Here is a 14128-nt window from a genome sequence, read left to right as displayed (position 1 = left end):
TTTTATTTTTAGGGGGGATTACCCGAGTCAAGAAATTGATAGCAGTGCTAGCTATCGGTTTCTGTTGGTGTTATTTAACAGGTGAATGGCAACATGATCGAAAAAAAGCGATAAAATAAAGAAGCATGGACGACTTTCAGTAAGTTTATTTCGCTACGGTTTGGACTATGTTCAAATGGCTATTCTACGTTTGATTGGTTTTGGAAAAAAAGAAGAATTTAAGAAAGTGCTAGCAATTTTAAGAAAGAAAAAGCCTGATAGGACAAGGGCCTTATGAAATTTGTCGTGTACAGACTAAAATATTATGGATTTCAACATATTTTTTTGGTAGTTTCTTATACAATTTGTGAAAATTAACTAATTTTTTAAATTTTACGTGAATTGGTTTGAAGTTTAAGAACCATATCTCTGACTATGTCTAGTTAGGTTTTAAGCAAAGACGAACTAACTGAATCTATATCGAATAAATTCTGACTTTTGATATAGGTAGTAAGAATGAAAAATTAGCTTTTAGGATTTTATTAAAAATTGATAATTGATTTGGAAAACAAATTTATTGTCAGAACAGCATGTAACCGTGAACTATTCGGTTCAAGATAGGGGCATAAAATGACTTTTTCAAAATCTGTAATATTTCTGAGTATTACAATGATAACCCATACTGTTTTCGCAGATGCAGATGTAAATATCAATGAAAATAAACAAAACTCAGTCGACGAAACTTTACAAACAAATGAGCCAGTATTGCAAGTTAAAGATGTTGTATTTTCTGGAAATACTATTTTTACGAATCAACAACTAAAAGGTCTCCTCGATAAAGATCTTGGTCAGGCGATGACTTTGGCTCAAATAAAGCAATTAGCTAAAAAAATTCAAAATTCCTATCATAAAGAAGGATATAGTCTTACCAGAGTTGTAATACCTGAACAAAATTTTAAGGACAATCAGCCTGTCCAAATTTTAGTGCTTGAGGGTAAATTAGGTAAAATTGAATATAGTGGTAATAATCACTATAACACTAAGTTTATAACTCAATCGTTATCAGCTTCGGATATTGTATCTGGCCGTGCTTTTACACTTGGACAACTTGAAAATACTTTAGCCCGTATTAATCGTCAGTCAGGAGTCAAGGTAGTATCTGTATTAAAACCAGGTACAGAACAAGGTACAACTGATATTAGTATTCACGTCAATGAAAATCCTCGTGTCATTGCTGCTTTAGAATTAAATAACTATGGTTCAAAAAGTACTGGTGAATACCGTGCACAACCTTATATAGATGTTTTTAATCTGACAGGCCGTGGAGATAACTTGTCATTGATGGGAATGCATTCGATTGATGGTGAAGGGAGTTACTTTGCAAGGTTAGCCTATAACACACCGATTAATTCTCTGGGTACCAAAGCTGCAGTTTATGCTTATAAAGGTAATGTTCGTGTAGGTGAACAGTTGGCCGTCCTTGATATTAAGGGGGATAATAGCGGCTATGGACTTGGTTTACAGCATGATTTTGTTAAGGATCCTTTCAATTTTTTTCAAATTGAATCGTGGTTTGAATCCTATGATTTAAAACAGACGATACTAGATGAAGAATATGCAAACGATAAAATTAGAAAAATTAGATTAGTTGGTAATTATGAACATTTGAATGAAAATAGTCGTTCTATTTATACTTTAAGCTTGCATCAGGGGTTGGGTGAAATACTGGGTGCAATGCCAAACAACTCTATCATGTCTACACGCAGTGTTGCGGGAGGTGATAACAATTTCACCAAGATCAATTTTGATTGGACCAGAATTCAGAAAATCACTCCTCGCTTAAGTTTATTGCCACGATTGACCGCACAATATGCTTTTGATTCAGTCGTATCTGGAGAGCAAATTTCTATTGGTGGGTACAACTCAGTGGTAGGTCAAAGTCCATCGGAATATTCAGGTGATAGTGGCTTTAACTTAAATTTGGAAGGTCGCTACGCATTACTTCCTCAAAATGACAAATATCAGTTATCGACTCGCATAGATTATGGTTGGGTCTCTGTTAAAGATAGACTGATCAATCAGGATAAAAGTAACTCACTGACAGGAATCTCTTTAGGCTTCCTGCTTAATCCTACTAAAAATATCAGCTTGCGCCTTGATTACGGCAGACCATTAGGTGACCGTACGGATAAAGATGATTATGCCTACTTACAAGCACGATATACGTACTAACACAACTATCTAAAGAAGTAGGAAAAATTTAAAAAAATTGAGGGACTATACGATGTCAAATACAGATCAATCAGCCGAAATGGCAAAAAAAACCATGCGTTCACGCAGTAAAAAACTCAAAGGTGCTGCGCTGACAAGTTTGGTCAGTGCATGTTATTCATCATTGGCACTTGCATTACCAACAGGCGAGCAAGTGATTAGTAATGGTGGTGGCACATTAAGTTTTGATCGAAATACTGCAAATACATTACAAATTACACAATCTGCGGGCCGTGCCATCATTAACTGGAACAATTTTGATATTAATCAAAGCGAACTAGTGAAATTCATTCAAACTGCTGGCAATAATTCAGTTACATTGAATCGAATTGGAGGGAATGCTGCTACTCAAATTTCTGGTGCTCTAAATGCGAATGGAAATCTGTTCCTGATCAACCCAGCAGGAATTGTTTTTAATAATGGAGCTCAGGTCAATGTCAACGGCTTGCTTGCAACCACATTGAATGTTGATGATGCCACCTTTATGAATAACAATACTGTAGGGTTTGCAGGTGCAAGCAATTCAGCAAGCAGCATTAAAAATATGGGTGAAATCAAGGCGGGTGGTGCAGTTTACCTGATTGCTCCTGAAGTTGACAACCAAGGAACAATCACTGGAACGGCTGTCGCCAGTCGTGTTGGTAAGGTGGTATTGGGGGCTGGCGACAAGTTTGATGTCAAATTTGACTCAACCAATTTGGTTGGCTTTCAAATTAATAACATCACGCAATCGAACTCAACCACCACAGTCAATTCTGTCAAAAATAGCCAGACGGGAACTATTCAGGCAGAAAGCGTATTCATGACAGCGTCTCAATCTGCAGCGCTTGAAAGTACAGTAGTGAATAATAGTGGTGTAGTAGAAGCTACCAGCCTGATTGATCTTTCAGGGGCTAAAATCCAGCAAAGTGGTCAATTACTTAAAGATGCAAACAGCACTTCTGACTTTAAGACCTCTGTGATTAATCTGACAGCTGCTGAATCAATTTCAACCAATGATAGCAGTAAGACAGCTGCTAACACACTCAACCTGAAAACCACTAAAGCAGAAGCGGGAATTGGTGGAGTATTTGGTGTTAATGATGGTACAGACACAACTCCTGTCAGTTTTGATGCAGATCTGGTAAATGCTCAAACCAATAAAGGTAATATTTATCTAAAAGACACCTCAGGTGGTGTCAAGCTCGGAACCATTGATACTGGTGCAAACCTTCCAGATCCAAATGCCAACTTTAAAACATCCGTAATTGCCAATGCAGTCGGTGGAGCGATTGAAGCAAGTAATAACGCCACTGATGTACGCCGTGCTTTTTCCTTTAACTTAACAGCAGGAAGCAACTCGTTAACAGAAGAAGGGAATATTGGTCTAAGTTCAAATCCATTGAGACTTGAAACCAGTGTTTTAAGTGCCTATGCAAAAAATGGTGGAATTAATATTTCAAATGCGAGCTTTAGTTCGCCTACTACACCTTTGGCTCTAATTCTTGGTAATATCAAGACTGAACAAACAGTTAATAATATTCTGGTTCAGGCAATTGATGATGGAAATGGCAATATCCGTTTTAGCGATGGGTCTGCGGGTACAAAAGATATTTCAATTGCAACTACTGGAACACTAGCAGTCACAGATTCGATCAATGCAACACGTGATTTAACGCTTCTTGCAGGAGGGGGAATCCAGACAGTCGGTCGTTCAATCAATGGAGCAACTATATTCCCAACACTTACCGCAGTAAAATTTAGCGCAACAGCTGTGGGGGATATTGGTTTAATGAGTCAGGCATTACAGACCAATGCTGAAACGGTAAATGTAACGACTACAGATGGTGGTGTATTCTTATCTGAGCAAAATGGCTTAAAACGAGCTGATATTGTTGCGACGAAAGATATTGGTTTGAGTGCTGAAAGTGGTGATCTGGTTTTAGGAAAACTTGAGACACAAAATCAAAAAACAGTAAACTCGGTTACGAGTTCTACTAATATTAATGTGACAAGCAAAAAAGGATCGATTCTTGCTGCAATCAACAATTCGCCATTGGTTAATTTACAGGCAGGTGAATTAACTTTATCTGCGGCAGGTTCAATTGGAACCAATAATAAAAATCTGAAAACGTCTGTAGAACGGATTGACTTAACAAATACTAGTACCAATAGTGCAACAGGATCGCACATTGACAATGCTTTAGCTTTAAAAAGCCTTAAAGCAAATGTGCGCGGTACCAATGCAACATTTAAATTTATAAATAATGGACAGTTAACTTTTGATGCTGTAACTGGAAAACTCAATTTGGTAGGTGGTTTGAGTGAATCTCTTAACTTTACCAATGATAGCAGCATCGCTGCCACTCAAAATATTCTACTTGATGGCCTAAGTCTAGGTACAGATCAAACGCTTACACTCTCCGCAACTGGTTACGTTAACCAGACAGGAACCAACCCAGCCATTGCAAAAGAAATCAACATTACCGCAGGCACTGGTATCGGTGTTGATCAACCTTTACAAACCAAAACCAGCAAGACAACTTTAAAAACTACTAAAGGCAATATCCAGATCAGCAATGATTCTTCAGACTTGCAGGTAAATGCCAAAGCCCTAGGAAATAATGCTCAGATCAGTGTTGAGCAAAGTGGTAATCTACTGGTAAATGCAGCACAAGGTAGTGGAAAAGTTATCCTGCATGCCAATAACGGTACGTTGAATGATAGCGCTAATGCCATTATTCAAGGTAATGCGCTTGATGCAAAAGGGATATCAATCGGTTCGGAAGAAAATGCCTTTGATACCAAAATTCAAGGGGATAACGTTCAGTTGAATGCAACATCAGGTTCAATTAACTACAGCAATACTGGCAATATTACCGGTACAGGTTTGAATGCAACCGCTGCCGGTGATATGAACATTAGCAATACGGGCAATGTGGCATTTGGCACCTTATCTTCTACAGGCAAAATGGTGATTAGTCTTAGTGGAGAAGGTACAGATGCCAACGGTGATATCGTCAACTTTGTGGTAAATAGTGCTGAGGGGCTGCGCTATGCTGCAAAATCCATGGGTACAGAAAGTAACAAGCTGGAACTCAAAGTCCAAAAACTATTAATCGATACCAATTCAGGTGGTATCTACGCAGTAAATAGTAACGGTACCGGTTTTAGTCTAGTTCGCGCTGTTGCTTCAGGTTCTGGTAGTAACATTAATATTGAAACTGATAAAGACCTTAATCTCGGTGTAGTTGAGTCACGTGGTAATTCAGTTAGTTTAAAGAGTGGCGGAAAAATCGAGGATGCCCGCACACCTGGTGAAACATCACCAAATGTCAAAGCCAAGTCACTAGAGTTGAATGCAGCTTCTGGTATTGGTACACAGGGTGATTTGGCACTCGATGTCAGCTATGTCGCGGCAGCAGGTGGAACTGGTTCAGTTAAGGCGAGCAACGCAAGTGCAATTGCGCTAGATGAAAGTACACTCAGTAATAAATCTGTCTCAATTTCAGCCTCTGATATTATCATTTTAGATAATGGCGGTCGTGTCATTAATCTGCAAAATGGTGGAACACTTAGCTTAAATGCAACAGGTGGTAATATTGTATTCCTTAATCAAAACGATACGCTGTCATTGGGTGGCGGAGGAAACATTACTTTTGTTGCTAATTATGTAAGTTCTGATAAAGGTTACAATGGTGCCATCGTAGCAGGTAACCTGACCACTAATAATGGCGGGAACATCAAACTTGAGGCTGCAAGTAACATTACTATTGGTATGTTAGATGCTGGAACTCAGGGTAATGTCACGGTCATCTCTCATAATGGTATTATCGTTGATGGTAATGGCATAGCACAAAATATTCGCGGTAATGTGGTGAGTTTATCAGCAAAAACACCTGATCAGAACACAGCATTAATTAACCGTGAAACAGCTATCAGTGAGCTTGCTGCCAAAGAAGCGTTGGTCAGTTCATTAACCACATTAAAGAAAAATAATGAACAAAGCTTAAACAGTGACAAACGTGCAGAGCAACTCGCTCAAACCATATTAAAATTGGCAGAGGCTGTCCAACAAAGTACACAGAATGACTATGATACGCAAAGTGCTGAAGCGGATGCTATTCGTACGATTTATGATAACTTGATGACAGCATATAACGTTGCCAAGATTGTCGCAGATGCTGTTGGATTACCTGCTGCTATTGCACAAGCCATTCCGTTTACTGGTGATGGTGGTTCAGAAGCGACAGCAAAAGCTTTAGAAATTGCAGCTGCTACTGCTGAATTGGCAGCAGATGAGTTTGATAAACGTTATTTAGGTCCAAAAGAAGCTGATGTTGAAGAACTCAGAAATCAATTGGCTGAATATAATGCCAATGTCCAATCCGCACAGTCAGATCTTAGTCTTGCGCAAATATACCGTGAATCATCTGAAGCTAATCTTGCAATCACTACAGATGATTTAACCAAATCGACTCATGCCAGAGATGCAAGTTTGCAGATTCGCCGACAAGCGATTACAGCATATGAGCTAAACAAAGATATTGACAGTAGTACAACCAAACCATTAGGTATTACTGCAAACCGCTTGGATATTAATGATGGTGGTACAGTTAATACCAGTGTTTATTTGGATTCAACTGGCAATATCGGTTTAGGAAATATCAAACTTAAAGCAGGTGAAGATCTGATTGTCAAAACAGAGGGGGATGTTGCTCAGGTCGGTCGTGTAGAAGTCAGTTCTGACATAAGTAATCCATCAAATATTAACCGTGGCTTGATTTCAATTGAAACCAAAGGGGCTTTGGAAGGCTCACCAGTCAATACAACTGGAATATTTGTAGCTGATGATCTGTCGATCAAGGCTCAAAATGGTGTTGGATTAAACAGTGTTATTAACACTGAAGTACAAAATTTAAGTGTAGATGGTGGCAAAGGTGTCAATATCTATAATAGCAGTGACAATTCTCTCAATATCACGACTATAGGAACAATCGTTGGTGTATCGGGTGAGGGCGATATTAACCTCAAAACTGAAGGTGATCTAGTTCTTAAGCAGTTAATCAAAGATACCAATTTAAGTAGTGCCAATACTATACAATTGACCAGTGCTAAAGGTTCAATTGTTGATGATAATTTATCGAGTCTTAATGTCCAAAGCAGTCAATTAATTGCTAATGCACATAACGCTATTAATGTTGATACACAAGTTGATGGTCTGATAGCGAAAACTGATGCAACAGGTCAAGGCGATATTAAAGTTCGTGAACTAGATGATTTGAATATTCATGATGTAAATGCTGGTAATGGTAACATTGATATTCTGGGGTCAAATTTAGTTGTCGAAAAGATTAAAGCAGATGGTGCTTTAAATGATAATGAAACAGGAAATATTTTCTTAAAGGCACGTAATGACAGCTACGTTCGTGATGATGGTAATGATTTAACCTTTATTGAAGGTAAAAAATTAACGATTCAAGCAGGTGCAGATGTTGGTGGTGATCCAAATCAGTCCACATCAAATCGTCCATTGGATACAAAAGTAGATACGTTAGACATCACTGCACAAGGTGTAGTCAATGTTACAGATACTGATGATTTAAATGTTGAAAAAATTCAAACAACGGCTGATGTTACTTTACAAAGTTTAACAGGCGATCTGAATATTGGTCGTATTGTGACTAAGACTGATGCCAGCCAGCCAACGACAGTGACGTTATTTGCTAAACAAGGTGCAATTCGTAATAATTTAACATTACTACAGCCATTAAATTTAAGTCTTAATAATATAAATACGCCTTATGTCGCGCCAATTCAATCAAATATCGTAGCGAATAATTTAGCTCTTAAAGCTGAAAGTGGTGTAGGAACAAGAGATAATAACCTTCATGTTGAAGTGGATCAATTAGAAGCTGAAACTCAGACAGGTGGAATTTATCTCACCGATCATACTGGTGATCTTCAGATTGATAATGTTACTCCAGGGTTAGGTTTAGATGATTTAAATGGCCTCAGAGTTTCTGATTCAGGAAATATTGAAATAACTGTTGCAAACGGTTCATTACAACAAGTGAATCAGGTTTCTACCTTTAACGGTAATGTTCGCTTTCTTGCTCAAAATAATGTAAACATTGGACAAGAGCTTAAAACATCTGCGGGTTCTATTGACGTCCAAGCTGTAACTGGCAGTATCACGACTGAATCTGATGCACCGATCAGCGCAGTGGGCAATACAGAGGTCAGAGGTGATATCACCCTGACTGCAGCTACAGGGATTGAGCAGAATGCGGCAGTAAGTAGCACAGGCCAGGGTGAGATTACCTATAGCACCACAGCAGGTGATCTTGTACAGAATGCCAATACCACGACTGAAGTGGGCAACATCGGCTATACCGCGACTGCTGGTAATATCCGCATGACGGAAACCCAAAAGACCTCTACCGGTCAGGGTGATATCCTTTATACAGCGGGTCAGGACATTGAGAGCCAGATCGTTCAAACCTCAAAAGGCAATGTAAACTTTACTGCTGAAAACAGCATCAATGCGGGTAATGCCATTGGCACCAATCTGGGTCAGGTCCAGTTGACTGCAAGAACTGGCAGTATCACGACTGAATCTGATGCACCGATCAGCGCAGTGGGCAATACAGAGGTCAGAGGTGATATCACCCTGACTGCAGCTACGGGGATTGAGCAGAATGCGGCAGTAAGTAGCACAGGCCAGGGTGAGATTACCTATAGCACCACAGCAGGTGATCTTGTACAGAATGCCAATACCACGACTGAAGTGGGCAACATCGGCTATACCGCGACTGCTGGTAATATCCGCATGACGGAAACCCAAAAGACCTCTACCGGTCAGGGTGATATCCTTTATACAGCGGGTCAGGACATTGAGAGCCAGATCGTTCAAACCTCAAAAGGCAATGTAAACTTTACTGCTGAAAACAGCATCAATGCGGGTAATGCCATTGGCACCAATCTGGGTCAGGTCCAGTTGACTGCAAGAACTGGCAGTATCACGACTGAATCTGATGCACCGATCAGCGCAGTGGGCAATACAGAGGTCAGAGGTGATATCACCCTGACTGCAGCTACAGGGATTGAGCAGAATGCGGCAGTAAGTAGCACAGGCCAGGGTGAGATTACCTATAGCACCACAGCAGGTGATCTTGTACAGAATGCCAATACCACGACTGAAGTGGGCAACATCGGCTATACCGCGACTGCTGGTAATATCCGCATGACGGAAACCCAAAAGACCTCTACCGGTCAGGGTGATATCCTTTATACAGCGGGTCAGGACATTGAGAGCCAGATCGTTCAAACCTCAAAAGGCAATGTAAACTTTACTGCTGAAAACAGCATCAATGCGGGTAATGCCATTGGCACCAATCTGGGTCAGGTCCAGTTGACTGCAAGAACTGGCAGTATCACGACTGAATCTGATGCACCGATCAGCGCAGTGGGCAATACAGAGGTCAGAGGTGATATCACCCTGACTGCAGCTACGGGGATTGAGCAGAATGCGGCAGTAAGTAGCACAGGCCAGGGCGAGATTACCTATAGCACCACAGCAGGTGATCTTGTACAGAATGCCAATACCACGACTGAAGTGGGCAACATCGGCTATACCGCGACTGCTGGTAATATCCGCATGACGGAAACCCAAAAGACCTCTACCGGTCAGGGTGATATCCTTTATACAGCGGGTCAGGACATTGAGAGCCAGATCGTTCAAACCTCAAAAGGCAATGTAAACTTTACTGCTGAAAACAGCATCAATGCGGGTAATGCCATTGGCACCAATCTGGGTCAGGTCCAGTTGACTGCAAGAACTGGCAGTATCACGACTGAATCTGATGCACCGATCAGCGCAGTGGGCAATACAGAGGTCAGAGGTGATATCACCCTGACTGCAGCTACGGGGATTGAGCAGAATGCGGCAGTAAGTAGCACAGGCCAGGGCGAGATTACCTATAGCACCACAGCAGGTGATCTTGTACAGAATGCCAATACCACGACTGAAGTGGGCAACATCGGCTATACCGCGACTGCTGGTAATATCCGCATGACGGAAACCCAAAAGACCTCTACCGGTCAGGGTGATATCCTTTATACAGCGGGTCAGGACATTGAGAGCCAGATCGTTCAAACCTCAAAAGGCAATGTAAACTTTACTGCTGAAAACAGCATCAATGCGGGTAATGCCATTGGCACCAATCTGGGTCAGGTCCAGTTGACTGCAAGAACTGGCAGTATCACGACTGAATCTGATGCACCGATCAGCGCAGTGGGCAATACAGAGGTCAGAGGTGATATCACCCTGACTGCAGCTACGGGGATTGAGCAGAATGCGGCAGTAAGTAGCACAGGCCAGGGCGAGATTACCTATAGCACCACAGCAGGTGATCTTGTACAGAATGCCAATACCACGACTGAAGTGGGCAACATCGGCTATACCGCGACTGCTGGTAATATCCGCATGACGGAAACCCAAAAGACCTCTACCGGTCAGGGTGATATCCTTTATACAGCGGGTCAGGACATTGAGAGCCAGATCGTTCAAACCTCAAAAGGCAATGTAAACTTTACTGCTGAAAACAGCATCAATGCGGGTAATGCCATTGGCACCAATCTGGGTCAGGTCCAGTTGACTGCAAGAACTGGCAGTATCACGACTGAATCTGATGCACCGATCAGCGCAGTGGGCAATACAGAGGTCAGAGGTGATATCACCCTGACTGCAGCTACAGGGATTGAGCAGAATGCGGCAGTAAGTAGCACAGGCCAGGGCGAGATTACCTATAGCACCACAGCAGGTGATCTTGTACAGAATGCCAATACCACGACTGAAGTGGGCAACATCGGCTATACCGCGACTGCTGGTAATATCCGCATGACGGAAACCCAAAAGACCTCTACCGGTCAGGGTGATATCCTTTATACAGCGGGTCAGGACATTGAGAGCCAGATCGTTCAAACCTCAAAAGGCAATGTAAACTTTACTGCTGAAAACAGCATCAATGCGGGTAATGCCATTGGCACCAATCTGGGTCAGGTCCAGTTGACTGCAAGAACTGGCAGTATCACGACTGAATCTGATGCACCGATCAGCGCAGTGGGCAATACAGAGGTCAGAGGTGATATCACCCTGACTGCAGCTACGGGGATTGAGCAGAATGCGGCAGTAAGTAGCACAGGCCAGGGTGAGATTACCTATAGCACCACAGCAGGTGATCTTGTACAGAATGCCAATACCACGACTGAAGTGGGCAACATCGGCTATACCGCGACTGCTGGTAATATCCGCATGACGGAAACCCAAAAGACCTCTACCGGTCAGGGTGATATCCTTTATACAGCGGGTCAGGACATTGAGAGCCAGATCGTTCAAACCTCAAAAGGCAATGTAAACTTTACTGCTGAAAACAGCATCAATGCGGGTAATGCCATTGGCACCAATCTGGGTCAGGTCCAGTTGACTGCAAGAACTGGCAGTATCACGACTGAATCTGATGCACCGATCAGCGCAGTGGGCAATACAGAGGTCAGAGGTGATATCACCCTGACTGCAGCTACGGGGATTGAGCAGAATGCGGCAGTAAGTAGCACAGGCCAGGGCGAGATTACCTATAGCACCACAGCAGGTGATCTTGTACAGAATGCCAATACCACGACTGAAGTGGGCAACATCAGCTATACAGCCAAAGCTGGCGGTATAACGATGGCTGCAAATACATCAACCTCTGTAGCAAAAGCAGGAGATATCAAGTACCAGGCGAATCAAGATATTATTATCAATGAGTTAAGTACGCTAAATAATCACCAAGCTAGTTTGAATTCAGAGAATGGTAGTATTACAGTACAGACAAGTGCTGCACCAGTGCAGACAAATGTCAGTACTGGTGATTTAATTTTATCAGCGAAAAACAACGTAGGTAGCTTAATCTCGCCATTAAAAACTAAGATTAATCGTTTGTTTGCCAAAACTACTAGCACTAACCCAGCAGATTTGTCGAACATATATATTGATGAGCAAGATGGTCTGGAACTGGCTCAGATTAATACTCAACGTGGTCACTTCAACCTAAATTCTGGTGGAAATGTTTCGGCGAGAGACCTTAATCTGCAAGGTGATTTGACTGTTAATACAAATGGTCAATTTACGACTACCGTACCGTCAACAGTAACGGAAGCAGCAGGTCTAATCAAAGCTGATCACTTAATTGTTTCGGCAGATCAGTTAGTAGCTCTGAAAACCCAAGTGAATGATGCTAACATCGGTTTGAAAAATGCTGGAAACATTACACTGAATGAACAGGATGGTATTAACCTAACTCGCTTGGTGACTTCAAACGGTAATATCAATGTTAAAGCTCAGGATGTGATTACTGTTGATCAGATCAGTGTAGCAGGTGCACTGGCTGGACAAGTTCAGTTAAATTCAGAGAAAGCAGATATTCAGCGTTCAGGCAGCAGTCAGGCTGATCACAATATTGTAGCTAAATATCTCACTTTAAATGCTGCAACTGGAATAGGCTCATCTAATCAAGCTATATCGACTCAAATTAATGACTTAGCAGCATCTTCATCTTCGAAGGGTATTTATTTGAATCAGCACGGTAATCTCACATTAAAAGATGTGATTACGCCAGCTGAGATTAAATTAAATATTACTAATGGCGGTCTTGTTGGAGCCAACGCTGCATTATTAAAAGCCAATCAGGCGACAGTAAATGCACAAGGTTCGATTAGCAATTTAAATACCCTTGTAGATCGTTTGAATGTTGCAACTACTCAAGGTGATATTACAGTACGTGAAGTAGATGGTTTGAGCCGCGTAGATGCGAAGACACTTAAGGGTAATATTCAATTAAGCAGTGACGCTGGTGATATCGGTCTGGGGGTCATTCAGGCAGCTGATACATCGAATACCACAACAGCGACGCATTTAGGACAAGTCAATGTGAAAGCGACGCAGGGAGCAATCAGAGATGCATACTCTGATGATAACCTTCCTGTTATCAATATTATTGGGCAATCTCTGACTGCGACAGCGAATACAGGTATAGGTCTTGCAAGTAACAATATCGAGATTGATGTCAATAACCTTACAGCGCAAACTCAAACTGGTGGAATTTATTTCAACAAATTAAATTCGAGTGACTTAAACCTGATTTCTGCTGCTGGACAACCGGCATTAAGTGCACAAACAGGTGATATTTCTGTTCGAACTGCTGGTCGACTAAACATTCAAAACGCGATTGAGCACGTGAATAATGGCAATATTAATGTGTCTGCACAAGGTGATATTAATCAAAATGCAAATATCACGACACATGCGCAAGGCAACATTAATGTTCAAAGTGATGCCAACATTAACATGTTGACAAATGCAGACCATACAGATGGTGTTAGAGCTACTACTGGCTCAGGCACGATCAATTATAGTGCTGGTAATAATTTAGGTCTAAGTTATTTACAGGCGACTGAATTCGGAGGATCAGTTAAGGTTTCTGCTCAAAAGATTGAGGATAAAATAGCGAATGCGACCAATCTGGAAGGGTCGTTGATCGATATTAAATCACCAGAACTTGATCGTAATTTAACCGAACAATTGATTGCAGAGAAACTTCTTGAATCTGTATTGATTCGACTAAATTATCAAGTTATTGGAGGAAGTCTATCTAATAGCCGTAAATTTATGTCAGATTTATTTATGCAGCAACAATATAGTTCTATTTTTAACGCACCGAATGTGGATGTAGATTTGAATGACTTAGTGAAATTGGTTAACACTGATTTGATTAAATAATTTAAATTATAAAGTTTTTGTACTATATTAACGATAAGTTGATTTTTTATGATTAAAAATCGAGTTAAGTCATTAGCT

At 41.2% G+C, this 14128-nt stretch carries 2 protein-coding genes and 1 pseudogene; all 3 read left to right on the top strand.

Translation table 11 applies throughout. The features are described from left to right. Positions 1 to 23 precede the first annotated feature (23 nt). Positions 24 to 277, top strand: a pseudogene (locus C3Y93_RS04615) (IS4 family transposase); the annotation flags it as partial. Positions 278 to 609: 332 nt separating this feature from the next. Next, the gene (locus tag C3Y93_RS04610; RefSeq protein WP_104852214.1) at positions 610 to 2211 is read left to right on the top strand and encodes a ShlB/FhaC/HecB family hemolysin secretion/activation protein; all 1602 of its coding nucleotides are present in this window, start codon (positions 610 to 612) and stop codon (positions 2209 to 2211) included. A 52-nt stretch (positions 2212 to 2263) separates the two neighbouring features. Next, the gene (locus tag C3Y93_RS04605; protein WP_104852213.1) at positions 2264 to 14050 is read left to right on the top strand and encodes a filamentous hemagglutinin N-terminal domain-containing protein; all 11787 of its coding nucleotides are present in this window, start codon (positions 2264 to 2266) and stop codon (positions 14048 to 14050) included. Positions 14051 to 14128: the final 78 nt, after the last annotated feature.

Source organism: Acinetobacter sp. SWBY1, from assembly GCF_002946595.1.
Taxonomy (GTDB): domain Bacteria; phylum Pseudomonadota; class Gammaproteobacteria; order Pseudomonadales; family Moraxellaceae; genus Acinetobacter; species Acinetobacter towneri.
This window is presented reverse-complemented; position numbering and strand designations above follow the sequence as displayed.

Excerpts from the sequence above, each read along its gene's own strand:
- C3Y93_RS04605 (WP_104852213.1), top strand. The coding sequence starts at position 2,264 with ATGTCAAATACAGATCAATCAGCCGAAATGGCAAAAAAAACCATGCGT.
- C3Y93_RS04610 (WP_104852214.1), top strand. The coding sequence starts at position 610 with ATGACTTTTTCAAAATCTGTAATATTTCTGAGTATTACAATGATAACC.